Below are 24,922 nucleotides of genomic sequence, written 5' to 3'. Positions count from 1 at the left end.
GGAAAGGCCTTATTGTCAATTACTTCCCCAACTTGTTGACTTCGTTCAATTTCAAGAAGTCTTGCTAAATCACCCTCTTGGTAGGCTTTATTGATTGATTTCATAATTTCTGTGTGATACTTCTGTGTTTCGCTGTCTCTGGCTTTATCAGGGTGAAAGATTTCAGCTAATTTTAGAAATGTTTGACGAATTTTTCTTTGCTCATCTGTTCTGGCTACAGAGGGAGATTCCACAGGCTGTTGCGATTGCCAATATTGATGCTGCTCTTGACTAGTTTCCTCTGAAAAATCTGATTGGGAATCTTCATTTTCAAATGAAGAGTCTAACTCTGTATCTACGTGTTTGCTGTTGGCTTTGACACTGATGACTCCAGTTACCTGTAGGTTACGGTAAACTGCTTCTATATTCTTAAGGGTTTGTTTACCGAACTTTCTAGTAGTAAAAATCTCCTCAAACAGAGTATGGATTTCCTGGTCTAACTCAGCCATTTTTTGGAAATTGGGAGTAGCTTTAGTGAGAAATTCTGTGCCGAAAGAACGCATCTGTTCAATAAAGTTCTTCAGTTCCGTCCGCTTTCTCTTGATTTGTTTAAGCAGCGATTGGTGTTCTTTTTCCAGAAACTCTAAGCGGATATGTAACTCAGACAGAGCCAAGGGAGTTGCTTTAATCGATTGCGATGGAACTGTGATTTTTCGAGGCATGAAACACGTATGTAAGTTTAAAGTTTAAAATATAACTGTCAAAGTACTTAAGACAATGCTAAAAAAGACACCTCAATGATCATACACCGCAGCCCAATACTAAGCTTCTTATAGTTTTTTTAATCAAAACATCTGAGTGTGCACCATAAGTAAGTAGATAAAGCGATGGTTTTTTGTATAACATCGTTTGAGAAGAAACAGACAAGTATTGTATATCGCAAGTGAAAATAGAATATTTACTGTGATTGATTTTCTTGAGACACCTGTGCCTGTAACTCCTGTACTTGTTCTATATTTAGACCCGTTACTTGTGCGACTTCCTCTATAACCATTTCTCTTTGCAGTAAATTTAATGCAATCTCTTCTCTTGTTTTTTGGGCAGCTTTTTGTTCCCAACTAGTAACAATTTCCATAATTTCCTCCCGTTGTGCTAACCCCATTGTATCTATGACTGTTTGAAATGCTTGTTCTTCCATTGGATCTAGGCGCAGATATGTATCAACGAATCCAGAAATTAATTGCATTCGCGCTGGATCTAACTTAAGCGTCGCTAGCAATCGTAAACATTCCGCCTTCACAAAGGGACGTTCTGATGCAGGAATGTTCATCTTCGCCATTAACGCTGCTGCCACTGGATTTGGCTGTGTTAAATAATCCCGCCAACTCAAACGATTCAATTGAATTGCTGCAAACTGAAATTCCAGAACATTTAAATCAGCAAATGTAATACGATAATTTTGAGGTTCGGCGCGTAGTGGTTCATCAAATGAAAAAATTACCACTGGGTAAATCGGTAAATCATATTTCTCTAAAAGACGTGCAAAATATTTAAACATCCGCTTGGGAAATTCTGACTGAGTAGAAGACTGATTTTCAACGTGAATTAAAAAATAAGTCTCCTGCTGCTGGTAACGCACCTGTGCGAGTAAGTCAATTTCTTTTCTCTCTCCAGAGGTAACATCAGTAAATACTTCCTGGGGTAAAAACTGAATGGAATCCCGGTCTATTTGGCTGGCTACTTGAGGTAGAAACAAATCGAGAAACTCAACAAAAAATGTAGATAATAATTCTTTAAAGAGGCGATCATGGTCAATCATACTTTTCTCTTCTATTTTATTTATAGCAATCTTAATAATATCGTCTCAATCCTAGCAAACAAAAATTGTATAAAAGTAGAATTAGTCAAACTTATCTATAGTTCCCCATGATTAAATTTTTATATATCTCTAAATTAGCTAAGGTCGATATTTAAAGGTAACTTATATTTTTAATCAAGATAAAGATTGATATCTTTGTCTAAATATTTATTAGGATCTACAGAATATCTAATTGAGCTAGTAGCTAAATCTAAATTATTCAGAATTTGAATATCTTCAGACTCTAATTTATGCTTTTGATTAGGAGCATATTTTATTAAATAACCTTGAGAATCTAAAATTCTATGAATTGGGTAATCATCGGCAGATGTTTTTTTAATATATATTGGAATAGCCCTGAGATAACTATTGTCTACTCCAATAGCTTGAATAATCTGCTTGTAATTTACTAATTTACCTGATGGAACTTTTGCTATAAAATCAAGGAAGCGTTCATAAGGTTTTTCAGATAATGCTGGAAATTTATCAGTTTGAATCTGAACATTATTTCCAACATTAATCGTACCAGAATTAATAACTACACCTAAAACTCCTCTTTGATATTGAATAGTTTTTAAGGAATCAACTAAATGAGCTATGCGCTTACACGGTTCACAATAAAAAGTTAAACGAACAGCAGCCCCACTATTAAAACTTATGAGAGAACCAGGAACAAAGTTCTCAGATTTTATCTCAGCTATGACAATATTCTCTCGTAATCCTCCTGGTGGAATTGCTAAATTTACAATATTTTCATATCTCACAACTAAGACTTGTCTAGGACTACTGGAATTTGCATTGATATCTCCTTCAATACCATGACCTCTTTCTAAGTTGATTTCCTCAACTTTTTTCATTGCTGACTTATGCTGTTGTTTAACAAAAAGATTTAAGACAGAACCCTTTTCAATAAGCATAAATAATTATTCAGTTTCAAAACTTATAAATTAATAACAATTACGGAAACGAGTGTGAAGCCATTGCAACCTAGTTTCTAAACGCTCAAGACTCTCTGGATGTTGCTGCCCGATGATAAAATTCCACAGAGTAGTTTGAAAAGTACGTGCTTCGATAAACAAATTTAACAGTTCGTTATCGATGCTTAGTCCATAGCCAGTAAGTGCGTTTTCTGCACGCTCAATATCTGTTTTAAAGACATAGCTAGAAGCAACTAAACAGGCAATATCCCAACCAATGTGACCAATAAACTTGTCCGAAATATTAACTTAGGAAAAGAAAAATGGTAAAACGTTAGATTGGGCGTCTACCATTTTCCACAATTAGTTATGATTTTAGATTATATACAAAAGTATCCACTACGAACAAAACAGATTTTAGGGATTAGTTACGAACAATTGCAATCACTGCTAAATTGCGCCTTAAAACGAAATCGATACATCAAAGCTAAACAAGAGAGTCATAAAATTAGAATTAATGCGGCTGGTGGTGGTCGTCCCGAAAAGTTATCAACCGAAGAACAAGTATGTTTATGTCTATTTTATCTAAGACAGATGCCAACATTCCAAGTATTAGGAATGCTATTTGGTGTTTCCAAAACCGAAGCTAATGATACATTTCACGACTGGATACCAATTCTTCGTGATATATTACCTGCTAGTTTATTAGAACAAGTATCAAATAATGAAAGTGATTTACTATTTGTTCAAGAAGTATTAACAAATTTTAGGCTATTAGTCGATAGCTTAGAACAGCCAATATATAGGGATTCTGACCAAAAAGAGCAACAGAAATATTTTTCTGGAAAGAAGAGACAACATACATTAAAAAGTCTGATAATTGGCATACCAGAAGGCAAAGATATTGTAGAGGTAGAAGTAGGTGTTCCTGGGCCAACAGCAGATATAAAATTGTTTCGTCAATCTCAAAATAAATTTGATAAATCTCAACCCTTTTCAGGTGATAAAGGCTTTCAAGGAGGTGAGAATATCACTACTCCTCATAAAAAGAAACCAAAACGAGAATTAACTCAACAGCAAAAAGATGAAAATAAGGCTTTATCTAGTAATCGGATATTCATTGAACATTTGATTCGATTACTTAAAATATTCCGCATAGCCTCACAAAGATTTCGCTTAAAGCTTGAGACGTATGAGCAGATTATTTTAACAGTTTGCGGATTAGTTAGGTTAAGAATTGGTAGCTTAGTTCTGCCAACTTAGCTAGTAGCAAAAATCATAAATTTTTAGAAATTAGGAGTTAATTTTTATGCCTCTAAATTATCACTAACTATCTCAAAGCCTTATAATTACGTATTTACGAAGATATCAAAGTTTTGCCCCAAAGCTTTGAACAGTCTGGCTTTGGAATTTTCGGACAAGTCTAATAAAGGTATCTTCCCAGTCTGTCCACAGCACTCCGCGTGTCGTGTTAAGTACATTAGAAAAATTAGAATCTCCGTGAAGCGGTTGCATGGGTAACTGAAGTTGCTCAAATCTGCTTTTAAGGTTGTGATTAACAGCTTGCAGCATTTGGCTATCACTAAAGCTAAATGCTCCTTGAGATATAAGAGTACACAACATCTGTTCAGACTCCCTTAAAGGAGCTAAAACTGTAAGTTCGCCAACAAATTCAACTAAAGCTTCGTGACACTGCCGCAATGCAAAACCTGCAATAGCCGCATCCGGTAGTTCATCTACCTGTTCAACAAATTCCCAGAAACTTAAAACTAAACCATTATGTTGATGAGGCCCTGGTTGAATAAGATTGGTTGGTGCAATAACAGGTGCGTCTGCTGCCGTCAGATAACTGGCCACTGCAACCTCTGTTGCAAACCAAGTATCACCAAGCCGCACTGTACCTGTTGTGGTTGCTATACGTGCTACTACAGGGGCAGGACGCAAATGTATAACTAAATTGCTTCTGTCTTGCAAAACAACAGCCTGATCAAATTTCAAACCTTGTTGCCGAGCTACTTTACAAGCTGCATTGATTGAGTTTTCTAGACGAGACTTGTCAGGTGTACTAGTCATACTGCCCAAAAGTATTACATAGAAATGTAGTGTCTTGTATTTTTGTCCTACTCCTCATCCGCATATTGCGGGGGACTAGCCCCGACTCGCTGAGTAATTTTAGGATATTTGCCTGATGGAACTGTGTCTGCAATGCTGATGACATCAATCTGGTGCCACCAATCATCACCAAAATCAAACCAGTAACCAAAAGCATCATCTATAGATAAGCCCAAAGACGCAATTGAAGTACTAGACACATCTCCTGTAGGCTTTGATGTCAAATCGGAACTTGAAAATGCTTGTTTTACGCAATAGCGTCTTGCATTTGGATCTTGCGGCCCTTTTCCTTCCACTTGAAATTCGTACATATGTTCTTCTTCTCGGTCAAATGCTTTGAAGATGATTTTATGCAATTGCGCTAAAGTATTGCTGCCTTCAATCTCAATTTTTCGAGACACCACTGGATTAAGCTCTGCAAATTCCTCTGTAATTGGGCCGTCAATTAAAAACACCTCCAGCACATATAGCGCATTGGGAGAAGGGTTAGTCGCTTTTTTGGAAGCATTTTCTGATTTTTTAGTTTTAGCCATATTCATTACAGGAATTTAGCTCACCCAGCTCCAGTTTTTTCGGATTTCATCCTTTTGAGTCGGTTTGAGTTTTTGAAATCAAACTAGAACTGTTGGGTATAAAGCCACTTACGTTAATCATTATTGTAATTGAGTGTAGCGCTTTGATTTACTCTGTCCCACGCACGGCAGGAGGATTTACCAACGCCCGTCAGCGCCTCCCAAGGAGTTCGACTTGTAATGAGGGCGTAGCTATATCGTTTGTAGTAGATACACCTCGCAAGCAATAGTTAATTGGTCTTGCGCTAAACTCAGGCGCAAATCAAGCCATCCATTCAGTCCACTGCGGGGCATCTACAAGCAGTTGAGTAAATAAGTCTTGGTTTGCCTCCTCAAACTCCAGCATCACGCCGCGACGCTCACCACTCTTGCCCAAAGGAATAATTGTAATTGCCCATCTCTTGTTTTGAGCGATGGCGCTTTTCGCCCGCCGTAGGTGATCGCCAGCCGCAAGCAGAGGCTAAAAATGCTTTTAAAAACCTTAAAGTCAGAAACTTTAGAACTTAGGTTTTTACTTGGGTTGCCACAATGGAGTGATATCAAGGTTTTAGCAGCAGATACGGCATTCTAACCTACTTAGTACGGTTTACACCCCCCTTGGGTTTTGTAAATTTATTGTAACATTTGTTTATATAAAGCAATATATGCTGACATAAGCAAACCCAAATAAAAGAGTAACTAATAAAAGCGATGAATCAACCCATTGAATTATCTTTAGAACAAGAATTTAGCCTCAGAACTTTTGCGGATCTTGTGCAGCAGATGTCCCGTGAACAAGCTCAAGAGTTTTTGCAGATGCTGTATAAGCACATGATGATAAGGGAAGCGACTTACCGAGAATTGCTCAAACATCGGTGGGAACTTGATTCAGACCCAATCTTGGGATAAGACAAACTAAACAAGTCACTTGAAGCGACTCAGAAGATAACGAACACACAGTTGCTCTATTCAAGGGCAAGGCGATAGAGACTGTTTGCCCCAAACTCAGAACTTGCACAATCACCGACTCACAGTAACGGTTTTGATGGAACAGTGAACTACTCGCTCCCTACACCCCCACCTTCCCTACACACACCACACACAGACCCATACCCGCCTCCAAAAATTACCACTGCCCCAGATACTCATTCCGGTAAGGCTCACCAACAGCCTCGCCAACTTGGGAGACAAGCTCAGTATAGAACCGACCAGCGCCCCTAGCTATCTAATTGGTATTTCAGGGCTTGAGACTCAAGCACAGTCAGAAGTTCCGTATGTTGATCGACTAAAGCTTGTATTGTGGTAACTGGATGACGATGAAGGCGATGTTTTTGTTGACGGGGTGCTTCATCCATTGCTAATCTGCGACGTTGAGTGTTGTATTCCGCTACAGGCACTTCCCGAATTTGTGTCAGCAACATTTGTTCACTTTCGGCGAAGAAAAGAACTTGATATTGCCCAAAATCACGTAATTCGGCAGTTGATTTGCGCCCACTAATTCGCCGTTGATTGCGACGCAAAAGGCTAAACATAGCTTCCATTTTCAAGTTATCTGGCGGTAAGCCAGGAATGTCATAGCAGTGCAATAAATCAGTACCGTATTTATGCCATAGTTTTTGTAGCTTTTTCTTCAAGGCAAACTGTGCGGGATTTTGTTGAGGGTCGGGCTGAAATTGCTGTAATAACTCTTCCATTTCGCGCCGAACTTGAAAACTTGTTAAAGGTAATTTTACAGTTTGTGTAACATCGGTCGCGCAATCAATGCGTGGACTGGTTTGTTCAGGATAGTGCAAACATTCTGCAATTCGTTGCAACCAATTGTGTGTTTCTTCTAAGTCGGAGGCTAATGAACGATTGCTACTTAAGGCTTGGTCAATCCATACTGACAAGAGAGACAAATAATCTGTATCAAGTTCTCGACATGGTAAACTACGTAGTATCTGTCCAATAGTTTCTAATTGCTGGTAGCCGCTTAAACCGCCCCAGCGAAAAGGTTTGCGACTGGTGCGATTGACACAATCCCGAACCGCAGCCCGAATCTGGGATTCGATTGCCATTAACTCTATGTCTCGTGACAAATAGGGGATTCCTGAAAAAAAGGGAGACTGTCTTGCTGCTGTTCGGAGCCTGGGTGTTGGGCTCTTTCTGAGTACTCAGGGACTTTTGGCAGATCATCTAAATCTGCTTTTAATTGCTGTCTGAGCTTTGTGTCTAATGGCAGCACCACTTCACTTAAATTACTGAGAAAGTGGGCTTGACAACGTTGATGGGGTGCATCTGGCCAACTTGAATTCATTGCCGCAATGATTGATTTTTCCCCATCTGACAATGTTGCTAGCACTTTATACGGTAACTCTTTATATGGTTGCAGCCACTCAATTAACCTTTGTGCCTGTGCCTGTGGTAACTGAATTCCACTTACTGGTGTACCGCTTAATACCTCGTACAATACATACAGTAAGGTTCCGTGGCCTTCGGGCTGTAAGGCATCTATTGCCCAAATCAAGCCACCATGATGGACTGCTGTGGCAGCTAATTTCTCCTGTGTATGTGCAATCGTTCCACCCAATAGTGCCAGAAATTGACGGTATAGCTTACCTACATTGCTTTCGTTAATTTCAACACCACGCTGGTTTAATAAGCGCCGAATTTCTGCCAACTGTTGATGCTCATTTTCATGTTGCCAACCAATAAATGCCAGCACGTCTAGCCCATAAGTACTGTAAGGCAGACTGTATTTTAACACGCCAGTCGCGTAGTAATGTTTACCAAAATGTGTGCAACTATGATTGGTACATTCTTTACTCTTGCCTGCCACAAATACTGCACCATCCATTGTTTGAATGGTTTTACGCATGTGTCTTGGTCTGCGTAGCGCTAATTCTGCCCCACAATGCACGCACTCAATGAGTGAACATTCTAATACTATTCGTTTGATATTACTGAATTTTCGTTCTGGGCGATGGCGAGGCAACTTTACTATCACTAATTTTTTACTGCTGCTAGGTGCTTTCCTCAGTTTACCTGCTTTGTATACCAATTAGATAGCTAGGGACCAGCGCTGTCGAGTCCTTCCCGCAATTTCAACTTCAGCCCCTGACAGCCGCTGACAGCTTCATTTAATATTTGGGGAATATCGTGTGTGTCACTGACTTTGGTTTGTATATCTATATTATTAGTGACTGACACAGATTCACGATCTAACACTTCATCCCGACTTAGCCAAGAATCAAAAATCGAATCACGCTCGTCATCGGATGGCACAAACTGATAAACACACTCCCGTTTTCCTCGCGGCCCAAAGCGACCGATATCAGATAAGCGCAAATCAACCTTGTCCAATAACTTTCGCGCGATGCCTGCGGCAACCCTTGACAGGGAACGCTATCGGGGTCAATTTCTTGCAAGTGTAAAGCAACAAGCGTTCGCCTTGCTCCCCCAACAACTTACTCCATACACTCGACCCAATCGCAAACCACAGATTTACACCCGTCGGCAAAGTCAACCAAGACTTGCCACTGTCCGAGATACCCATTCCAAAACGGTTCACCATCAGCAACCCCAACAGCCTCACCCACATTGTCAACTAGCTCATTGTAAAACCGACCAGCAGTTTCTAACCCCTGCCGCAGCTTCAACTTCAAGCCCTTCCAGCCCTGAGTAGCCTCATCTAATGTTTGGGGAATATCGTGTGTGTCAGCAACTTGTGTTTTTAACTCTATATTATTAGTGACTGACACAAAGTCTGGATTTTGGGAGATTGGCAGCGATATGGTGTCAGGCATGAGTGTTTGTATATCTATATTATTAGTGACTGACACGGATTCACGATTTAACGCTTCATCTCGACCCAACCAAGAATCAAAAATCGAATCACGCCGATCATCAGCAGGAACGAACTGATAAACACACTCCCGCTTCCCCCTTGGGCCTAACCGCCCGATGTATGACAGCCGTAAATCAATCTTGTCGAGTAACTTTTGCGCGATCGCAATTGGTGTAAGTTTCTCGGAAATAGTCACGTGAAGATAGTTCTTGATGACATAGCGATTCTGTAGTGCGATCGCCTTGAACTCCTGCATCGCCTCATCAGAAGACCGCAATTGCTCAAGGGGTGTGAGCAACTGCAACAGATTCAGTTCTTCTAATAACAGCACCCTAGACAACATCTGCCCCTTGTTGAAGTCGGGTTTCCAAATCGCATTATCCCCAGCTTCGGCTTGTGCCAAAGCACGTTTGGCATCACGATTAGCAAGAAACTGCCGCCCCACAGTCAGATAATAGTGCAGCCGCAGTTTTGGATACCAAGAGTCGTCATCTTTCTCGACTAATTCGGGTGTTACTTGAACTTCATAGCGGCGGGACAATTCAGCTTTCCGTTGCTGATATCGTTCGTCCTTGGTCTTCACCCGCTTGGATTGCAGCTTCTTGAGTTCGGTATCAGATACATCTTCTGATTGAGAAACTCCCAGGCATTCACTCCTATATAATTCTTTGGAAGCTGCCTTAACTTCTTTAACAATTTCCTTGGTTTGGTCAGGGTCAGAATCGTCTGCATCAATAAGGATGTAGCCGTCAGTCGACAATCCTGTGAGTACAGATTCACGATAACGGCGCATTTCTACGTTAATGACAGCACCTCGCTTACCCCAGGTTTGCAATGATTCGGGTTGAAAGTTTTGGTCAATAAAGCTGTAGTCTGAATTGTCAGCAGCCGATAGTAGAGCAATATTAGCCTGGGTTGCCATATCCTGACTCCGCAACAATCCACTCATAGAAGTTGAACCATTACCCACAGTCCCTATACCGTACCGACTAACCCAGATGTGGCGGTCAACAGTTTCCCTCAACCGTGCTAACGTCTGCCGCACTGAGTTCACAGGCTGAACTCCCTGGAATATTCCCCAGACAGAGTTAAAATGACCTTGAATATCGATAGACACACCTGTTTCCAGGCTGGGCGAGGCAATGACTAAATCATACTGCGTGAGAATCTCGTTGAGGTGGGCAATACACTCAAAAGCTGGGTGCGTTGATTCTGAAACAGAATGGCTGTCAATTCGCAGTATCCGCAGGTGAGGGAATTTGCGGCGAAACCGTTGCTCTAGCGCTTGGGTTCCCCACTTAGATGTGGCTTTTTGGGCAGAACAACATAATAAATGATGTCCTCCCTTTGAAATCGCCCGATCAAGAGCGGCAATCAAATTCTTGGGGTTACTGCCGGAGTAGTTATAACATTTGCCAGAGAATGGCTGATAGTTGTTGACGATGACAAACGGGTTAACTCTATATTCTCCAGCTAGAGTTAGAACATACTTAATATCGGTATCGGAAACATCAGCAGAAGATAGGTAAATCTTACCCTGACTGCTACCCAAGACATTTTGAATCAACTGTTTGAGGTTTTTGAGAACAGATACCCGCCGTTTGGCAACCTCAGTAGTAGAGTTGAGCAAATGCCAGAAAACTTGGTCGCATTCATCAATAATGATGACATCGTTTGACCAGTCGTTGGGGTTGAAACGAGCAAGGCTTTGCTGATGCAACGAATCAATACACAAGCCGTAACCCAACAAATCGCCAGTATCATTCGTGCGAACTTCACTGACATAGTTAACACCGAAGCGGTTACACAACGCCTCACCCAGTTGAATACGATGGGTGATGATGAGTACGCGCCGCCCTTGCTCATGGGCTTTGGCCACCTCAGTAGACAGCCACTCGGTTTTACCAGTGCCTTTTGGGGCTTTGAGAACGAGCAGCTTTTCCCCAACGGGTGCAATCAGCTGGCCCAAGAAACGTTGATTGAGTGCGATCGCTGGCGGATAAGTCAGCAATGTAAACAGCTTAATCTCCCATAATTCCAATGCAACAGCTGTATTGTAGAGTGCATCAAAGGCAGGCTGACCGTGAGCAACGATAAAATCATCAACTCCTTTCTCTGGCCCTAACGGTAAATCAATCACTCGCAGGGAACAACCTTCATTTACTAACAGCCGTCCCATGCGACTGATGGCGGTTCTCACCCGTTGGGCAGTTTGGGGCAAGTTGTCCTGATCAAAGCAAATGTTAACCTGCCTATCCTGTGTTGCGAAATGTTTCAAATCTGGAATCAGTGATGGTTTACCAATAGCGTTACCATATTCGTCTTGGGGTGTGCGGTATCCACTATTGACCCCAGGTAGAGCGATCGCTGCATAACCAGCAGTCAGTAAGCAAGCAGCTTTTTTGACGCCTTCAACGATTGTCACTGGTACATTATGCCGCCAAACCCAGTGCCAGAAGCCGCCAGGGTGTTCTAAATCTTCTTGAGTGATTGGGATACCGCTACGGTTGGAAGCTTTCACCCAGATGCGATTCGGCACTAACAGGAAGAAAGCGCGTGTTTCTTCTCTATATGGGTGTTCATATTTGATGAATTTATGAATCTTTTGGCGGTCACGTCTGGGGAAGTCAGGTTTGAAGCAGCCCCAGAGCATTAGAACATAGTTGTTAAGAGGGTCAACGCCACTGCACCACCAGCCGCCTAGTTCTATGTGCTGGTATTTATTCAAATCGCGATCTCTGAGGCGTCCATCGTTGCGGCGGGAGATTTTGGGACTGTAGAGCAGATATTCATGTGGTACAGTCCCAGAGAGTGAGCGCACATTCAGGGCAATGATTTCTTCATCAACACCACTATTAACCCATTCTTGTAAATGATGAGATTCAAGATTAGTTGTTGTGGTCATATTCCCTCCTATAGACGCATGGAAAAGTCAGCGGTATAGCTGGATACCGCTTTGCAATACTCAAAAAATAGGCAGTGCTTAAAAAACCCGAAGTTCAGGACTTGTTGTTATTACTTGTAAATCAAGCAGTAGTACACCTGAACTAAAGCACGAATATAATAAACTATTTTTGGAAATTTGGTGAGAACTCAAAACATAGAAACTAGCAATGCTAGTGATTTATTTACTCCCGATGTGCGGACGGAAGGTAAGATTAATCCGAGTGCCAACCACTTTGTTCGTCTTCGGAACCTGATGCAGATGTGTGGACTGACAGCCTGGGTGCATCACAAGTAGACTCCCGTGTTCTAACCAGAAGTCCGTTGGTCTGCCACCGATAGGTTTGATTTGGAATTTGCGACACGACCCCAGGCTGATTGATGCGATTGCCGGCTCCAATCCCATTGATGCTTCATTGTCAGCGTGCCATCCGATTGAGTCTTGTCCGCTACGGTATTGGTTACCGATAACGATACGGAACTTATAGCCTGTAAGGGCAGTGATGGAATCCCGTAACTTAGACAGTTCTTCTGTCCAAGGGAGTGGTCGTAAAAATACACTGTTGGAGTAGAGATAGTTGCAGCCCTTATCGCCGTAAATACATTCGAGGCGGGGAACAGGCATAGTTTTACCGACCATCCTGATGTAATTCTGCTGCCACTCCAGTTTCAAACAGTGTTGGTAAAGTTCCGAGGCTTGCTGCTTTCCTAAGAAATCGGGATAGCAAGTGACGGGTAAAACTGGCGCTGATTGTGGAAATAAGTTGAGTTGTTGCATGGTAGTTATCTCCAAATAAAGAACGTGTATCTAAATAGAATTCAGGAGTCAGGAGTCAGGAGTCAGAATGAGCGTATGAATTCTGTGTGACTGGCGGATGAATAAGTGGGTTTAAGAACTGAGCCAAATCGTAGATTTGGAGGTACAACAATTTAGTTGCAGGTCTGAATCCCCGACTAATTGATTCTGAATTCTGAATTCTGGGTTCTGAATTCTTCAATCTGATATCTGTTCCCAAAACTGGGCAACAAAATCATGGGCTTGCTGTAACACTTGAGGAAGTAAAAATAACGGAACTTCCCAAGCCGCAATTACACTACCAGCAAAACATTCTGCTAATTCAATCCGAATACATTCTGGTAATTGGCTTTCCAAAAATTTGAGTGTGTGGTCTTGATTTTCTGGTAAATGAACAAAGAAAAAATCGTCGTACATAGCAAAAGCTTCAAGACCATATTTATCTGCTACAACCTTTCTTAGACTGTTCATAATTTTGACGAATTAGGTAGATAATTCAGGAGTCAGGAGTCAGAATTCAGAATAAAGTAGTAAACAATTGTTAGAGCTTGATAATCAAAGTTTTGAGTAATTAATTCTGATTTGGTGGATTCTGACTTCTGTGTTCTTGCTTATTGAGAAATAACTTTTACTATTTCGGGTAGCCACCGCAGCTGAAAGACAGTTTGATTTGAAGGTCTGGCAACAGTTGGAACCATTCGCCCCCATTGCTTACCTGACTCTGTGGGGCGATATGGGATTTTCTTGTCATCAGTACGGTATTGCAGTCCAGCATTAGTCAACCAGTTATTCACAGCTCGTGCAGAAAGTCCGACTGCTTCACCGATGTCTGTTGGTCTGAGATATGCATCATCGCTAACGTTGGTAAGTGCGATCGCTGTTCTCAGTTCATCAGCAGCAGGTTTAAGAGCCGGGTTGACAGCAGTGGCAGCGTTAACTGCAAGCTGGGCGGTGAGGGCTTTGTCTAATCCGGCAAAGTCACCCAACAGTAGGGCTAACTGTGCAGCTTCTTGAGATGGGGCTAGGGTTTTTGGCGGTTCTTGCTCCTGTATTGGCTCTATTTCAGTAGAGAGCATTACCTTCATTAGGGTTCTGTTAGCCCAGATGCGGAATTCAACAGATACCCAGCGAGCTAAATCAATGGCAATTTCTGGATGAATCCAAGTGCCTTGTTCTTTTCCATACGCTTCGATTTCAATCATTAAAGACGATATGAGGATCTTCATATCGTTAGAAAGTGCTTGCAAATACTGCTTTGTAGACTTGAGCTTGATGTAATCGGCTAAAAACTTGCTGTTAGCCTTGCACATTTGAGTGGCGTTAACGTAGCCCTTGGGAATAGTATATTTACTTATTACCTCTTCTTGGGGCATTTGATTAATTTCTGAGTTCTGCCAAAAATGAGTCAACATAAGTTTTGTTCTTTTGCTTATTGTTCAAACAGTTAATTCTTGAAAGCACATCAAAAAAGCACTCGCGCCAAATCTTTCTGGGGTACGATAGCTAGCCGATCATCCAAACTGGTAGCTTCTTCTAGTGCAGGGGGCATCCACTCGACGTAGTAAAACCAAGACCTGTTTAGCAGTTGAATCCCCAGAATTAGCCGCTGCTTTGTCCGTTGGTCATCAGAAAGAAGCATTACGCGATCGCCTAAAACAAAAGCAGGTTTTTCTACAGCAGCTAGTTGCATTTCCCCAGTGCCGATAATTTCGTGTTCTGTGGTGTGGATAATGTCACCCGTGCAGGCAATTGCATAAATCCATCGATCTTGTTTCCACTTCACCCCGCAGCAGTAGCCGAATGTCCTCGCAGTTCCGATGTAAACTCTCTCCAGCAGATTGACTTCAAGTGGTGGGATGCAAGAACCCCAAGGTGGCGAGATGTACCAGCAAAGAAAAGCCGTGTTAACGTGGTCAATCATGATGCACGTCTCCCCAGCAAGTAGTTAATGGCTTCTGGATCAATTTCAGCAATGCGCTTCTTAAGATGTTGTGGTGGGTTGTCAAAAAACCGTTTCAGATGCCATTTCCTCTCCAATTCGCAATTCGCAGTTCGCAATTCGCAATTAATATACAATTGGATAATTGATTTACTTGGCATATAATCCTCTCAGTTTATTGATAAAAAAAAGAATTAATATTCAAGCATCCAGTTTCAGATGTGAGGAACAAAATTGCGAATTGCGAATTGCGAATTGCGAATTGGAAAAGGCGTACCCAACCAGAAACTGTAGTACGGTGAACACAAAGAATACGAGCGATTTCGGCAGCGCTGTAGTTATCAAGAAAGGGACGTGTGGAGTAACCCAAATTCCAGAGCTTAGTAGAAATAGCGTCGGGAGTGCGGAAATAGCCGTGTCTTTTGAGAATTGAGGCAATTTGTTTGGGAGTATAGAGTTCGGCTTTTGCCTCAAGAATTGTGAGTTCTGCTTCAGTCCATTTTGTAGTTTTGATAATCATATTTAGCTCTCCGAAATTTATGCAGAGATAGAAGTATTTGGAAACTGTTCTTTGACAATCAGTGCAGTAATTGATTCAAAGTCAACCTGAAAAATATTCAAATCAGTCAGCATTTCGCCACTGTTATATAAGTCAGTGATGTGTTGTCTGATAGCAGATTCGTCAAGCCCATCAGGAATATCGATATGGGCTTCGTTAGTAATCTTTTCAACAACTGTAACGATGACTTTCATTTTGGTAATTTCTATGTGATTAATAGAGTGTTATAGAAGTCAGAAGTGATATTTTTACTGACTTCTATATTCAGAAACGCGTTACACCACACCAGCTTTCGATATTTGCAACTGCTGCATCCACGTCTTGACTGCTGTTAACTCATCAACCCCTTGTGTTACTGCATCAATCACCTGCTTTTGATACGTAGATTGGGCATGGTTAGGATGCTCACACTTATCCGATGCCCAAGCTAAACACATCATTTTTATTAGCTCGTCAATATTTTCTTCAGGTAATGAACTAGGAAGCTCAACGCCTTGAAATCGTAACCACTCTTTGACTAAATCCAACGGATAATCAAGTAAAATACGAATGTTTCGTACTCGTAAATCCTGTGGGTGGATTGCTTGAGGGACTACACTAAGTTTCGGCGTAGGTGGAATAGTTGAGGATGTGCCACCTAAAAGACATTGGATATCATGAATGATGCTTGCCCAATCGATATCTTTACTCCACTCTCTCTTGATCTTGGTTTTAGTTGCTGCATCATAAAGATTGCAGAAAACTGTATTTTTTTCTCCAGCAGTAGCAGCAATAATTAATGGTTTATCAAAATTCTGGATACATGATGCAGCCAGAAGAAAGCTTTTGGCAAAGTTAGTCTCCACCGAAGTTCTAATGACATAAAGTTCATCGGCGCTGACAACAATCTCAAGTTTGATATTATCCTTACCTTGGAATTCTTTAGTTATCAATCGCAACTCTGACAAATACCCAGGGCAAACGCATCTAAATTACTCTTGATCACAACGAAGGTTGAGAACCAATGAAAAAATTAGGATTTCGCGTTTGATTATTGTTTATGCCTCAAAGCGATCGCCTAAAATTTTCGCAACAAGCAAGAGTTAATGACATTAATTTTAGCTCTATTGAGAACAGACTTTGCTTATTGACATGATGCGGCCGCCCTGGACAAATACCCAGCCAATGCACGTTGAGTCACTGGTATTTTCTTATCTTGATTAATATCAAACTTGTACCAAACGTAAGATTCCCCATTTACTTCTCCCTGATTAACATATAAGTAAACAGGTTCAGGTGGATTACAAAGACCGAGTTTAATTTCAGTGTTCATGTTTTTCTGTAGTGTGTAGTTGGTTGAGAAGGGAGTATTAAATTTCCGTATGTAGCAATCACTCAAAGAAGTAATGATTCGAGCGATCGCTTTCGTTTTAATCCGAGATATTGTTATGTCTGCAATTACCTTCTAGCTCGAACTTGAGGTAAGACAGTGCAGTTTGAGCATCCCCTATAGTTAAATTAGGGTGATAGCTGAGTGCTTTGAAATCAGGGTGTATTGCAATCTCGTTCAGAATGAACTTGGCAGCATCAACTAGCGTATGTAGAGGAGGATGAGACATTTTCAATTGCTCCTATTGGTTAAAATTCTTCAGCAATCTCTAGCAAAAAGCCGTATCCAGTGTTCTGCATTTGGACTAGTTTTTTGTCGAGCAGATATTGGATGATAGTTTCCGAAAACTGAATGCGATGTAATGGAGCAGAACCACCAGAACGACGTAAAGAACGCAACAACCTAGCTGAAGTACGTTCCACATAGTTATCAACAACTTTAGCCATTAGTGAACCCTCCAGTAACTATTGATAACTGTTGTTGCAGTATTGTTATTTGACGTTGGTAAAATTCAATCTCTGCTGTAATTTGCGTGAACAATTCCTGTGGAGAAAGCGGCTGAATTTGGTTCTCTTGAAGGTACAATATTTCGTTAGAGTTTTGGTTAGGCATCAAAGCGTAACGCCACCCATCACCAAATTGTTCAGCCAATTTTGTACCAGTCGGATAGCAGTAAAGCCCTAAAACGATACCTTGATTAGTTCGCTGTTCCAAAGCAAAGCGAGGGTAACCCCAGTGTCGGGGTATCGATATTGTGGGTTGCATTGTTGTGATTGGTGAATGAAGGGACGAATTAGGCAGAGGTGCAGAGGAGCGGAGGAGCAAAGGAGAGATGTTGTACAGATTCTTTCCCCTCTGCCCCCCTGCACCCTTGCCCCCCTGCCTCTTCTACGCTGCTACAGGCTCATACTCCCGTAGCCGTTGCCAGTCTTGGGCTGTTAACTGCTCAAACGGTCGATCTAACAATTGCTCACATTCGGCTGCTTCTGCATCAAGCAACTGCTGTAATTCCTCGGTAGTCAGTTGTTCCAAGGATTGGTATTGCAAGTATTCAGGAGTCGGTTCAGTCAGTGAAGTATCCACTATCGACAATGAGCGCACTGCATCAAACACCGAGTTAGAACACTGTTGCTGATCTGAAGAACCCAGGATTACCCACCAGTTACCGTCAGTGCATCCGACTTCGCCCAGCTTCACTTCGTTTTGGTAAATGCCATCGTCGAGAATTTCAAACCCGTAATTCTGGCACTCGTTGAAGATATGCGCCATGATTTGGTTCTCAGTCGTGTGTGATGTTGCTTGCTGTTCTTGCACTGGTAATGAGCCGTCTTTGTAGTGAGTGCAGATGAAGCGATGACAGCGCATTGGAGTGTTGGCACGAAATACTTCTTTATCGTTGACCGTAACTACCCAGCGTTGGGTTAAGTGGTCGTCGTCATGGGTGATGGTAGCTATCAGTTGCTTACCAGCGTAATATTCGTGATGGTCAAAAGATATCTCTACAGGGGTGAGTGCTTCGGGTGCAACAGTTTGGGCTTGGGCGGTGATGTAGTTGTCGAGTTCGGCTTGGGCTGTGGCTTGTTCGTCAGAAGTAGCAGGGGCGATTTTCTGAGCCTGGGTGGATTGATAATCAACAATCGCGCTAATCCAAGAATCCTTGCAGCGTTTGTCGCTTATCTCCACTGTGCAGCCGATTTCGCTGTAGATTTGCTTGAGTCGCGCAATGGATTTCAGTTGCAGCTGTTGTGCTGTGTAAAAGGCGTGAGTCATAATAAATAAGTTCCTAACGGGACGGAAAGCGCTTAGATTCGCAGTCGGGGCGCTTTCTTTATATTTTTAATGTATCCTCTCACTAGACATTTTGTCAAGTGTTACTCTACAATTTACATAGAATCTACGAAATGATTGAATAGAGAGGATTGTTCATGTCTATAGATGTGCAAATAGAGCGGGTTATACGGGTTGATGCCCCTGGCATCGGAGCAAGGATTAAAGATGCCAGAGAGCGAGATCCACGGTCGGTAGAAGAATTGGCAAAAGCGGCCGATATGACTCGTGCTAATTGGTATCGGATTGAGCGTGAAGAAAATGATGTTTTGCCAGAACCAACCCTTCGCAAAATTGAAGAAGTTTTAGGGGTGAATTTTGGAGTGAGCTTTGATAATTAATGCTGGTATTGCCAATCCTCAAGTTTTAGCTCCGTCTGTGTTCATGAGTTATACCTGCGGTGGGCTACGCCTAAGCAGCTAACCATCACATTCAAAATCTATTTGCACTCGGCTCTAAGCAAATGCCAATAAATTAAAAAAGGTGGAATAATGACTAAACCACCATCTTCGCGCAAAAAATCCACTTCTGGTGCATCTAGCGACAGTAAGCTACCAGATAGCTCTGCAATTGAAGATACCTTGCTTAAGGAAAATCCAGTAACAACAACAATCACCGTCACTGCTGTTGAAGTTCCAGAGTTAACCGAGCAGGAAATTAGCGATCGCCTGCACCTGGAGAGAAAAGTTGAACGGGCATTTTTTGAGGCGGGGAAGGCGTTGATGGAGTTGCGCGATCGCCGACTTTATCGTTCCACGCATAAAACCTTTGAAGAATATTGCCGCGATCGCTTTGCTCATAGTCGTCGCCAGTCTTATCTTTTAATGGATGCGGCTGTTGTTTTTAATAACTTGGTTGAAATTTGTGATCAATTTGTTATATACACCTAAATAAATATATAAAACAACAACAACAACGTTCTTCTCACAAACCTTTTCGCAATGTTGTGTAAATAATTTACATAGGTATCTAACAACGTATAAGATATTTCTGCCTCAGAAAAGAATAACAAGCTGGCGGAAGCATATTTTCGAGAGAGGAAGCAGGGGCAGGAAAGTAGCTAGTAGAGTTATATGCTCTGATTATTATTTAGTAATTTTAAAGAATAATCAGCAACAGGATTTCAACGTTGTGTAAACCATCCATAACGTCAAGTGCTTATCCATTATACGTTGTGGGCGCTGTGGTGTATATAACAAATTGATCACATTTTGCCGACAGCAGAGGGACAAGTCCGACCAATGACAAAGCTTGAATCCCAGCAACAGCAAGAAGTGTGGGTAAAAGCAGTAGAGCAGGCAGGGGGTAAAGTGCCACCAGCTAGAATTGTCAAAGATGTGGTGCGAAAGATTATGGAACGTACCCAAGTACCCAATACCTACCAATTAGGCGAAGTTTGCCAAATTCTTGCAAAGGATAATCCCGAACTCAGGGGTAAGGGCGGGTGTTGGGGGATAGTCAACTACGTGGGTGAATTTAGCTGCACTGTGGCAACCTGGGATGGCGAGTACACGGTTGGGCTGCAATACCTGAAGTCCTACAATTACCTGCCTGCGGAATGTCAGCAGATGCAGTTAATCAGTGATCGCATCAGTCGAGTGTATTCCGATTCACTGGAGGAGACAGTCAAAAGTCTGTTGCAGTTATTGGGCAAGCTGAACCGTCCTTATCTTACTGATGTGGAAGATAAGTTGTTGAAGGTTCTGGAGTTGGAAATTAGAGATTAATGCAACAAAGAAGCAATGCTTTCTGTGATTGGTTGTGGTATTAAATTAATAAAATCTTGTTTTGGTTTAATATATTTTTGCCCAGTTGTTTGTAGAAAGTAGTAATTTATGACAGGAACACAACAACAAGAAATAATGGATTTACGGGCATTGAATTTAACACCCAAACAAATAGCCCGAAAACTGGGTATGAAAGTGTCAGAAGTCAATGCAGCAATTCAAAATCAAGCACAGCAAACCACATTAGATAAATTGAAAAAAGGAGAACTAGACCCCGTATACCAGTGTTTAGCAAGCGATAGTCTTATCCAATTGTTACCAAAAATCCCACCAGAAAACAGCATCAAAAATCTGCTGACAAAAATTCTACCTGTAAAAAACAATGACAGGGCAAACGCATCTAAAGTATAAGAATCCTTTAATAGCAAGGGTTTCGGCGTTTTTTAATTTAGCCTATTTTTTCATCAAGATCCATGCCCAGCAAAGGTTTCAGAAATACCGTGCGTTCGCCCTGGGAACGTGTAAGTCTAGCCTGTTGTAAATATAGGTTTAACTATAGCTATGAAGTTGTCTACTCCCATATTGACAAATATTTGCCGACCAGTGGTCGGCAAAAAGATAATGAAAGTAAAAGCTTGCGGGTTCACCTTTGTGCCTTACTCTGTGATGTGTGAGTAGTGAATAAAAATGTCTTTATGAGAATTGCCCATGAGTCAGTCAAAAGATAAAAACAAGAGTCTATCTGTAAAGTCAAGTAACCTAAAGAGTAAGAGAAGAGAGATAATTTTAAGGTCTAGAAGTCAAGAAATTATACAGGTTATAGCATTTCTTCAGCCTCTGGGTTTTCTAGAGAATACTGATTACACTTTTAGCTTATCGGGCAACATTCATCTGGTGACGAATGCCAGTATAGAACAGTTTAAGCTGCATCAACGTGCATTAATGTGGCAGAAATCGGGGATAGTGAACTGGGCAGGGTCTGCGCCTACAAAAAAACGTCAGAAAAGCCTGGAAGACTTTGAACAGGAAATTCGATTTGGCGTAGAATTATCGGGCGATGCAACAACAACTTAGCCGCTATACGCTCACCCGATACGGAGAATGAAAATCAGTTTACTCTTATATTACCGAGCGTTAACGCTTGCCTAGGAAGTCTTTTTTGCCAAGCTCTACGCCGGAGTGTCTGAGAATATCATAGGTTGTAGTGACATGGAAATAAACGTTTGGCAAAACAAAATATAGAAGAAATGGCATTCCTTCAAAAGATAGACTCTTATCACCCTGCGTAATGGTAATTGTTTTATCTTCCGAACCATCTATTTGTTCAGGTTTAAATGTGTGTAAATAAGAGATAGTTTTCTGAACGCGGTCAATAAGTTCGGGTAATGTAGTTTCCTTGTCCTCAAACTTGGGTGCTTCTACCCCTGCTAATTGTGCAGCACCTCTCTTGGCTATGTCAGAAGCAATTTGTACTTGTTTTGACAATGGAAACATATCAGGGAATAGACGACTATTGGGCAATACATACTGATCTATTTTTTTTGTTTGTGCGTATGTATTACCTTTTTCAAGAATACTTACAAGATTATTAAGTGTGTGAATAAACACTGGTATTGAAGCTTGATACATTGAAATGGTCATTGATATTTCTCCTAAAAAAGTTCAATCTTTGTATAGTTGGAGTCTTGTCGAGATAAATGGTGTGATTCGCTCAGTCTAAATCTATCGCATCAGATAAGCGCTACACATCAACGCTCGTCATGAAGAGCGTTTGGGAGCGAGGCTCTCAAAACTGTGCAAGGTGTTGAAGAAATTGAACAAGAGTAAGTGCAACGCCTGCAAGGTCATATTAAAGCTGGCAGATTAAGCTGTTACGCTATGGGAGTTTGAAACTGCGATCACCTATGGTGGGCGGGTACGCCATCGCCTAGCGGTGTCTCCATGCTCTCGATTTATATGCGTTTAATCATTTATGCCCTGTACGCTGCTCCCTTGAAACTGGTTGCAATGGATATCGCCGGACATAGCTTGAACATTGCTGCTGAAAAACATTGCGGCTTGCATGGGGCAACAAAGCAGTGTAATGGCACAGCGCTTGATCAGATGCAGAAATCTACTTAAAGGGTATTGCCTTGTACTACTGTTGGTGTCTGTTAAGCGACAGCAAAACAGCAACGCCTGCAAAGTTTTCATGTTTCCATATAATTGAGTAGTCATGTGGCAAGGTGATCTATGGGGGCAATTAATAAGAGCTGTATGTCAGCTTTGCGGATTAAGTTATTTTGAAGTCATCTGTAGGGCAATGTTTTGAGGTTGTCGATTTGCGGTGGCCGCGATCGCCCTGGTTCTAGAAGAGGAAAAATGCCAATGTCAGAAAAATCAGGACTGTTCACGCCAGTTAGACTAGGTTCGCTTGACCTTCCTAACCGCATCATCATGTCTCCGATGTCGCGTCTGCGGGCTACTACTGACTGTGTACCTACCTCTATAATGGTCGAATACTACACTCAGCGAGCTTCGGCAGGACTGATCATTACAGAAGGAACGCATCCGAGTCCGATGGGGCGGGGTTACACAACCTGCCCTGGGCTGCACAACGAGGAGCAGGTTGAAGGCTGGCGAAAAGTGACAGATGCAGTTCATGCTGCTGGAGGTCGGATATTTGTGCAACTGATGCACGCTGGACGGGTATCGCACTCCTTGCTATTACCTAACCATGCGCGACCGATTGCACCTTCGGCTATCCCGTTGACGTCTGAAGAAGTTCACGTTTGGGACGGTAAAGTCCCTTTCGAGACACCACGTCCGTTAGAGTTGGACGAAATACCCGAAATAGTAGAGGAGTATCGCTTCGCAGCGTTACTCTCTATTGAAGCAGGTTTCGATGGGGTGGAACTTCATGCAGCAACTGGATACCTACCCAATCAGTTCCAAGTCAGCGGCTCGAACCAACGCACGGATGCCTATGGAGGCACATTGGAGAATCGAACTCGCTTCACGCTAGAAGTAGTAGTCAATGCTCTGTGTAGCGTCCGGGGAGCGGAGCGGATTGGGGTCAAGATTGCCCCTGGCTTCACAGTCAACGACACATTCGATGACGATCCTGCCGAAACTTACACTTATGTAGCAAAAGCACTTAGTCCACTGGGTTTGGCATACTTGCACGTCGGGTATGACCGAGGTTACGCCAGAGGAGCTACACCGAACTTTAATTCCATTGATCTGCTACGTCCCATTTACCAAGGAACACTGCTGGCTGTGGGTGGTTTTGATCGACAACGAGGTGATGAAGCAATTACAAACGGGCGGGCTGATGCCATGAACCTATCCCACTAATGTCAAAAATGTGATAATCTGCTTCTAAAAACGGAAGGGTGTATCACATTATGGCTGGGCGGTTTGAAGGGTTAACGGACTTAGAATGGAGGCTGTTTGAAGATATATTCCCTAAAGAACCAGAAAAGCGCGATACCTTCGGTAAGCTTCGCTAACGCGGAATGCCTCATGCACCATTTCGCCATGTACTTAACACCTTACTGTATGTATTGATAACAGGATGTCGGTGGTGTGATGTTCCAAAGGGAGAGATTTGGGCATCAAAAAGTGCAGCGCACAGATGGCTACAGCGTTGGGAAGCTGATGGAACGTTAGAAAATTTACAAGCGCGTACATTAGGAATTGCAGAAGAGAGAGGTTTAATTAATTGGGGTTATGGCGCGGTGGACGGGTCTTTTTCCCCCTGGAAAAGGTGGCGGTGAAGGTGTTAAATATGGTCATAAAGGTAAAGGAGTTTTAATACATACTCTGACTGACGGGAATGGAATGCCTTTAGCTAACTGCACAACACCAGCCAATGGTAGCGAACGAGATCAAGTGATTCCACTGCTTGATAGTGTCAAAGTCAAAACTAATAGACCCGGTAGACCGCGTAAACGCCTGAAAGTACTTGCTGCTGATAAGGGCTATGACTCAAAGGAAAAACGTGCTGCTTTACGTAAACGTGGTATCAGACCACAATGGCCTAAGCGGGTTTGGAAGAAAAAGAAAAATCGGGGTAGACCAATTAAAATCTCAGTTCCACGTTTTCAGCAGGAACGCTGTTTTGCGTGGTTTCAACGAAAATATCGCAGGCTTGTTGTTCGATGGGAACGAATTTCCGCCTGTTTTAATGCTTTTCTTTCTCTAGCCACAGTTCACATTTGGATTAATAGAATTTTATTAGTGGGATAGGTTCACCTCTTTTGAACGCAAAATAGCAATCAATGATAAAGTAAAGCGTCTCCAGGTAACTTTTACCTAGCTGCTGTGATTCTGCAAATATGCGTTCGCGGTAGCTATCTTTGATTCGAACCTTTTCTGCGGGTAAGTCAAGTTTTTCTGCCATTGCCAGATTTATAGAATAAAGGCGTTAGTTGTCAAGAGTCAGAAGCGAGAATTGGGTATAAATTCTGTGCAGCTGATGAATAAATGGTGAAAACCATACGGAAGCTCGTAGATAAGCGTGGTCTACTCTGCGCGA

The 24,922-nt window shown here is 42.1% G+C and carries 33 protein-coding genes and 2 pseudogenes; 12 read left to right on the top strand and 23 right to left on the bottom strand.

The window, feature by feature from the left end; all coding sequences use genetic code 11:
- Positions 1-11 precede the first annotated feature (11 nt).
- The 3 genes and pseudogenes from WKK05_RS37580 to WKK05_RS37570 all read right to left on the bottom strand — a co-directional run.
- Positions 12-701 (bottom strand): annotated as a pseudogene (locus WKK05_RS37580) (J domain-containing protein); the annotation flags it as partial.
- 236 nt (positions 702-937) lie between these two features.
- The gene (locus WKK05_RS37575; protein WP_341531342.1) at positions 938-1,798 is read right to left on the bottom strand and encodes an Rpn family recombination-promoting nuclease/putative transposase; all 861 of its coding nucleotides are present in this window, start codon (positions 1,796-1,798) and stop codon (positions 938-940) included.
- A 170-nt stretch (positions 1,799-1,968) separates the two neighbouring features.
- Complete coding sequence (locus tag WKK05_RS37570; RefSeq protein WP_341531341.1) at positions 1,969-2,694, bottom strand: MGMT family protein; 726 nt, start codon at positions 2,692-2,694, stop codon at positions 1,969-1,971.
- Between the two features lie 429 nt (positions 2,695-3,123).
- On the opposite strand from WKK05_RS37570, the gene WKK05_RS37565 reads away from it, so the two are divergent.
- Positions 3,124-4,017 (top strand): transposase family protein, encoded by an 894-nt coding sequence (locus tag WKK05_RS37565; protein WP_341525207.1) that lies wholly within the window; start codon positions 3,124-3,126, stop codon positions 4,015-4,017.
- A gap of 105 nt (positions 4,018-4,122) precedes the next feature.
- On the opposite strand, the gene WKK05_RS37560 is transcribed toward WKK05_RS37565, so the two are convergent.
- On the bottom strand, positions 4,123-4,827 hold the full coding sequence (locus tag WKK05_RS37560; RefSeq protein WP_341531340.1) for an aminoglycoside phosphotransferase family protein: 705 nt from the start codon (positions 4,825-4,827) through the stop codon (positions 4,123-4,125).
- 47 nt (positions 4,828-4,874) lie between these two features.
- Positions 4,875-5,399, bottom strand: coding sequence for a hypothetical protein (locus WKK05_RS37555; RefSeq protein WP_341531339.1), 525 nt, complete (start codon positions 5,397-5,399; stop codon positions 4,875-4,877).
- A 729-nt stretch (positions 5,400-6,128) separates the two neighbouring features.
- Between WKK05_RS37555 and WKK05_RS37550 the strand changes: the two genes are divergently transcribed.
- Entirely contained in the window at positions 6,129-6,326 is a 198-nt protein-coding gene (locus WKK05_RS37550; RefSeq protein ID WP_341531338.1) for an NblA/ycf18 family protein, read from the top strand.
- Between the two features lie 308 nt (positions 6,327-6,634).
- Here WKK05_RS37550 and WKK05_RS37545 read toward each other — a convergent pair whose 3' ends face one another.
- Both WKK05_RS37545 and WKK05_RS37540 read right to left on the bottom strand, forming a co-directional pair.
- Positions 6,635-7,474, bottom strand: a complete 840-nt coding sequence (locus tag WKK05_RS37545) for a hypothetical protein (RefSeq protein ID WP_341527843.1) — start codon at positions 7,472-7,474, stop codon at positions 6,635-6,637.
- Between the two features lie 5 nt (positions 7,475-7,479).
- Positions 7,480-8,274 carry a hypothetical protein gene (locus WKK05_RS37540; RefSeq protein ID WP_341527844.1) on the bottom strand — a complete coding sequence of 265 codons (795 nt, stop codon included), beginning with the start codon at positions 8,272-8,274 and terminating at the stop codon, positions 7,480-7,482.
- Positions 8,275-8,323: 49 nt separating this feature from the next.
- Between WKK05_RS37540 and WKK05_RS37535 the strand changes: the two genes are divergently transcribed.
- Complete coding sequence (locus WKK05_RS37535) at positions 8,324-8,461, top strand: hypothetical protein (protein ID WP_185592387.1); 138 nt, start codon at positions 8,324-8,326, stop codon at positions 8,459-8,461.
- Between the two features lie 4 nt (positions 8,462-8,465).
- Here WKK05_RS37535 and WKK05_RS37530 read toward each other — a convergent pair whose 3' ends face one another.
- From WKK05_RS37530 to WKK05_RS37460, 15 genes are all read right to left on the bottom strand, one after another.
- Entirely contained in the window at positions 8,466-8,744 is a 279-nt protein-coding gene (locus WKK05_RS37530; RefSeq protein WP_341531337.1) for a hypothetical protein, read from the bottom strand.
- A gap of 119 nt (positions 8,745-8,863) precedes the next feature.
- Positions 8,864-12,148, bottom strand: coding sequence for a plasmid replication protein, CyRepA1 family (locus WKK05_RS37525; RefSeq protein ID WP_341531336.1), 3,285 nt, complete (start codon positions 12,146-12,148; stop codon positions 8,864-8,866).
- A gap of 219 nt (positions 12,149-12,367) precedes the next feature.
- Positions 12,368-12,964 (bottom strand): alpha-ketoglutarate-dependent dioxygenase AlkB, encoded by a 597-nt coding sequence (locus WKK05_RS37520; RefSeq protein WP_341531335.1) that lies wholly within the window; start codon positions 12,962-12,964, stop codon positions 12,368-12,370.
- A gap of 216 nt (positions 12,965-13,180) precedes the next feature.
- Positions 13,181-13,453 carry a hypothetical protein gene (locus WKK05_RS37515; protein WP_341531334.1) on the bottom strand — a complete coding sequence of 91 codons (273 nt, stop codon included), beginning with the start codon at positions 13,451-13,453 and terminating at the stop codon, positions 13,181-13,183.
- A 140-nt stretch (positions 13,454-13,593) separates the two neighbouring features.
- Entirely contained in the window at positions 13,594-14,394 is an 801-nt protein-coding gene (locus WKK05_RS37510; protein ID WP_341531333.1) for a KilA-N domain-containing protein, read from the bottom strand.
- A 50-nt stretch (positions 14,395-14,444) separates the two neighbouring features.
- Positions 14,445-14,903, bottom strand: a complete 459-nt coding sequence (locus tag WKK05_RS37505) for a DUF1392 family protein (protein ID WP_341531332.1) — start codon at positions 14,901-14,903, stop codon at positions 14,445-14,447.
- A complete protein-coding gene (locus WKK05_RS37500) occupies positions 14,900-15,082 on the bottom strand; it encodes a hypothetical protein (RefSeq protein WP_341531331.1) in 183 nt (60 codons plus the stop codon). Before WKK05_RS37500 ends, WKK05_RS37505 begins: the two co-directional genes overlap by 4 nt.
- Positions 15,083-15,096: 14 nt before the next feature.
- Positions 15,097-15,441: a helix-turn-helix domain-containing protein gene (locus tag WKK05_RS37495; protein ID WP_341531330.1), complete on the bottom strand. Its 345-nt coding sequence runs from the start codon at positions 15,439-15,441 to the stop codon at positions 15,097-15,099.
- Positions 15,442-15,458: 17 nt separating this feature from the next.
- A complete protein-coding gene (locus WKK05_RS37490; protein WP_341531329.1) occupies positions 15,459-15,674 on the bottom strand; it encodes a hypothetical protein in 216 nt (71 codons plus the stop codon).
- A gap of 81 nt (positions 15,675-15,755) precedes the next feature.
- Entirely contained in the window at positions 15,756-16,412 is a 657-nt protein-coding gene (locus WKK05_RS37485; protein ID WP_341531328.1) for a hypothetical protein, read from the bottom strand.
- A gap of 191 nt (positions 16,413-16,603) precedes the next feature.
- Positions 16,604-16,792, bottom strand: coding sequence for a hypothetical protein (locus WKK05_RS37480; protein ID WP_341531327.1), 189 nt, complete (start codon positions 16,790-16,792; stop codon positions 16,604-16,606).
- A gap of 97 nt (positions 16,793-16,889) precedes the next feature.
- Entirely contained in the window at positions 16,890-17,078 is a 189-nt protein-coding gene (locus tag WKK05_RS37475) for a hypothetical protein (protein ID WP_341531326.1), read from the bottom strand.
- Positions 17,079-17,097: 19 nt separating this feature from the next.
- Positions 17,098-17,295 carry a hypothetical protein gene (locus WKK05_RS37470; protein ID WP_341531325.1) on the bottom strand — a complete coding sequence of 66 codons (198 nt, stop codon included), beginning with the start codon at positions 17,293-17,295 and terminating at the stop codon, positions 17,098-17,100.
- Positions 17,288-17,614, bottom strand: a complete 327-nt coding sequence (locus tag WKK05_RS37465) for a hypothetical protein (protein WP_341531324.1) — start codon at positions 17,612-17,614, stop codon at positions 17,288-17,290. Before WKK05_RS37465 ends, WKK05_RS37470 begins: the two co-directional genes overlap by 8 nt.
- A gap of 123 nt (positions 17,615-17,737) precedes the next feature.
- Positions 17,738-18,619 (bottom strand): hypothetical protein, encoded by an 882-nt coding sequence (locus tag WKK05_RS37460; RefSeq protein WP_341531323.1) that lies wholly within the window; start codon positions 18,617-18,619, stop codon positions 17,738-17,740.
- Positions 18,620-18,774: 155 nt separating this feature from the next.
- Here WKK05_RS37460 and WKK05_RS37455 point away from each other — a divergent pair, with 155 nt between their 5' ends.
- The 5 genes and pseudogenes from WKK05_RS37455 to WKK05_RS37435 all read left to right on the top strand — a co-directional run bounded on the left by WKK05_RS37455 (position 18,775) and on the right by WKK05_RS37435 (position 21,477).
- Entirely contained in the window at positions 18,775-19,017 is a 243-nt protein-coding gene (locus WKK05_RS37455; RefSeq protein ID WP_341531322.1) for a helix-turn-helix transcriptional regulator, read from the top strand.
- A 150-nt stretch (positions 19,018-19,167) separates the two neighbouring features.
- Positions 19,168-19,542: pseudogene (locus WKK05_RS37450) on the top strand (hypothetical protein); the annotation flags it as partial.
- A gap of 345 nt (positions 19,543-19,887) precedes the next feature.
- Entirely contained in the window at positions 19,888-20,403 is a 516-nt protein-coding gene (locus tag WKK05_RS37445; RefSeq protein ID WP_341531321.1) for a hypothetical protein, read from the top strand.
- A gap of 108 nt (positions 20,404-20,511) precedes the next feature.
- Positions 20,512-20,814: a hypothetical protein gene (locus tag WKK05_RS37440; protein WP_341531320.1), complete on the top strand. Its 303-nt coding sequence runs from the start codon at positions 20,512-20,514 to the stop codon at positions 20,812-20,814.
- Between the two features lie 297 nt (positions 20,815-21,111).
- On the top strand, positions 21,112-21,477 hold the full coding sequence (locus WKK05_RS37435) for a hypothetical protein (protein ID WP_341531319.1): 366 nt from the start codon (positions 21,112-21,114) through the stop codon (positions 21,475-21,477).
- A 60-nt stretch (positions 21,478-21,537) separates the two neighbouring features.
- On the opposite strand, the gene WKK05_RS37430 is transcribed toward WKK05_RS37435, so the two are convergent.
- The gene (locus WKK05_RS37430; protein WP_341531318.1) at positions 21,538-22,044 is read right to left on the bottom strand and encodes a DUF1993 domain-containing protein; all 507 of its coding nucleotides are present in this window, start codon (positions 22,042-22,044) and stop codon (positions 21,538-21,540) included.
- 300 nt (positions 22,045-22,344) lie between these two features.
- On the opposite strand from WKK05_RS37430, the gene WKK05_RS37425 reads away from it, so the two are divergent.
- From WKK05_RS37425 to WKK05_RS37410, 4 genes are all read left to right on the top strand, one after another.
- Complete coding sequence (locus WKK05_RS37425) at positions 22,345-22,524, top strand: hypothetical protein (protein ID WP_341531317.1); 180 nt, start codon at positions 22,345-22,347, stop codon at positions 22,522-22,524.
- Between the two features lie 246 nt (positions 22,525-22,770).
- Positions 22,771-23,739: an alkene reductase gene (locus tag WKK05_RS37420; protein WP_341531316.1), complete on the top strand. Its 969-nt coding sequence runs from the start codon at positions 22,771-22,773 to the stop codon at positions 23,737-23,739.
- Between the two features lie 161 nt (positions 23,740-23,900).
- Positions 23,901-24,161, top strand: coding sequence for a transposase (locus WKK05_RS37415; RefSeq protein ID WP_341531315.1), 261 nt, complete (start codon positions 23,901-23,903; stop codon positions 24,159-24,161).
- On the top strand, positions 24,115-24,633 hold the full coding sequence (locus WKK05_RS37410; protein WP_341531314.1) for a transposase: 519 nt from the start codon (positions 24,115-24,117) through the stop codon (positions 24,631-24,633). The genes WKK05_RS37415 and WKK05_RS37410 overlap by 47 nt, the downstream gene beginning before the upstream one ends.
- The last annotated feature ends 289 nt before the right edge of the window (positions 24,634-24,922 follow it).

It is taken from the genome of Nostoc sp. UHCC 0302, from assembly GCF_038096175.1.
Lineage (GTDB): Bacteria > Cyanobacteriota > Cyanobacteriia > Cyanobacteriales > Nostocaceae > UHCC-0302.
The sequence above is the reverse complement of the archived record's forward strand: the minus strand, read 5'-3'. Positions and strand labels throughout refer to the sequence as shown.

What these genes read in the sequence shown, in the direction of transcription:
- WKK05_RS37420 (WP_341531316.1), top strand. Translation starts at nt 22,771, where the DNA reads ATGTCAGAAAAATCAGGACTGTTCACGCCAGTTAGACTAGGTTCGCTT.
- WKK05_RS37415 (WP_341531315.1), top strand. Translation starts at nt 23,901, where the DNA reads ATGCCTCATGCACCATTTCGCCATGTACTTAACACCTTACTGTATGTA.
- WKK05_RS37560 (WP_341531340.1), bottom strand. Translation starts at nt 4,827, where the DNA reads ATGACTAGTACACCTGACAAGTCTCGTCTAGAAAACTCAATCAATGCA.
- WKK05_RS37475 (WP_341531326.1), bottom strand. Translation starts at nt 17,078, where the DNA reads ATGTCTCATCCTCCTCTACATACGCTAGTTGATGCTGCCAAGTTCATT.
- WKK05_RS37570 (WP_341531341.1), bottom strand. Translation starts at nt 2,694, where the DNA reads ATGAAAAAAGTTGAGGAAATCAACTTAGAAAGAGGTCATGGTATTGAA.
- WKK05_RS37510 (WP_341531333.1), bottom strand. Translation starts at nt 14,394, where the DNA reads ATGTTGACTCATTTTTGGCAGAACTCAGAAATTAATCAAATGCCCCAA.
- WKK05_RS37470 (WP_341531325.1), bottom strand. Translation starts at nt 17,295, where the DNA reads ATGGCTAAAGTTGTTGATAACTATGTGGAACGTACTTCAGCTAGGTTG.
- WKK05_RS37515 (WP_341531334.1), bottom strand. Translation starts at nt 13,453, where the DNA reads ATGAACAGTCTAAGAAAGGTTGTAGCAGATAAATATGGTCTTGAAGCT.
- WKK05_RS37540 (WP_341527844.1), bottom strand. Translation starts at nt 8,274, where the DNA reads ATGCGTAAAACCATTCAAACAATGGATGGTGCAGTATTTGTGGCAGGC.
- WKK05_RS37435 (WP_341531319.1), top strand. Translation starts at nt 21,112, where the DNA reads ATGAGTCAGTCAAAAGATAAAAACAAGAGTCTATCTGTAAAGTCAAGT.
- WKK05_RS37460 (WP_341531323.1), bottom strand. Translation starts at nt 18,619, where the DNA reads ATGACTCACGCCTTTTACACAGCACAACAGCTGCAACTGAAATCCATT.
- WKK05_RS37425 (WP_341531317.1), top strand. Translation starts at nt 22,345, where the DNA reads ATGCTCTCGATTTATATGCGTTTAATCATTTATGCCCTGTACGCTGCT.
- WKK05_RS37525 (WP_341531336.1), bottom strand. Translation starts at nt 12,148, where the DNA reads ATGACCACAACAACTAATCTTGAATCTCATCATTTACAAGAATGGGTT.
- WKK05_RS37490 (WP_341531329.1), bottom strand. Translation starts at nt 15,674, where the DNA reads ATGAAAGTCATCGTTACAGTTGTTGAAAAGATTACTAACGAAGCCCAT.
- WKK05_RS37410 (WP_341531314.1), top strand. Translation starts at nt 24,115, where the DNA reads ATGGCGCGGTGGACGGGTCTTTTTCCCCCTGGAAAAGGTGGCGGTGAA.
- WKK05_RS37455 (WP_341531322.1), top strand. Translation starts at nt 18,775, where the DNA reads ATGTCTATAGATGTGCAAATAGAGCGGGTTATACGGGTTGATGCCCCT.
- WKK05_RS37535 (WP_185592387.1), top strand. Translation starts at nt 8,324, where the DNA reads ATGAGTGAACATTCTAATACTATTCGTTTGATATTACTGAATTTTCGT.
- WKK05_RS37545 (WP_341527843.1), bottom strand. Translation starts at nt 7,474, where the DNA reads ATGGCAATCGAATCCCAGATTCGGGCTGCGGTTCGGGATTGTGTCAAT.
- WKK05_RS37430 (WP_341531318.1), bottom strand. Translation starts at nt 22,044, where the DNA reads ATGACCATTTCAATGTATCAAGCTTCAATACCAGTGTTTATTCACACA.
- WKK05_RS37440 (WP_341531320.1), top strand. Translation starts at nt 20,512, where the DNA reads ATGACAGGAACACAACAACAAGAAATAATGGATTTACGGGCATTGAAT.
- WKK05_RS37555 (WP_341531339.1), bottom strand. Translation starts at nt 5,399, where the DNA reads ATGGCTAAAACTAAAAAATCAGAAAATGCTTCCAAAAAAGCGACTAAC.
- WKK05_RS37550 (WP_341531338.1), top strand. Translation starts at nt 6,129, where the DNA reads ATGAATCAACCCATTGAATTATCTTTAGAACAAGAATTTAGCCTCAGA.
- WKK05_RS37505 (WP_341531332.1), bottom strand. Translation starts at nt 14,903, where the DNA reads ATGATTGACCACGTTAACACGGCTTTTCTTTGCTGGTACATCTCGCCA.
- WKK05_RS37575 (WP_341531342.1), bottom strand. Translation starts at nt 1,798, where the DNA reads ATGATTGACCATGATCGCCTCTTTAAAGAATTATTATCTACATTTTTT.
- WKK05_RS37565 (WP_341525207.1), top strand. Translation starts at nt 3,124, where the DNA reads ATGATTTTAGATTATATACAAAAGTATCCACTACGAACAAAACAGATT.
- WKK05_RS37465 (WP_341531324.1), bottom strand. Translation starts at nt 17,614, where the DNA reads ATGCAACCCACAATATCGATACCCCGACACTGGGGTTACCCTCGCTTT.
- WKK05_RS37495 (WP_341531330.1), bottom strand. Translation starts at nt 15,441, where the DNA reads ATGATTATCAAAACTACAAAATGGACTGAAGCAGAACTCACAATTCTT.
- WKK05_RS37500 (WP_341531331.1), bottom strand. Translation starts at nt 15,082, where the DNA reads ATGCCAAGTAAATCAATTATCCAATTGTATATTAATTGCGAATTGCGA.
- WKK05_RS37480 (WP_341531327.1), bottom strand. Translation starts at nt 16,792, where the DNA reads ATGAACACTGAAATTAAACTCGGTCTTTGTAATCCACCTGAACCTGTT.
- WKK05_RS37520 (WP_341531335.1), bottom strand. Translation starts at nt 12,964, where the DNA reads ATGCAACAACTCAACTTATTTCCACAATCAGCGCCAGTTTTACCCGTC.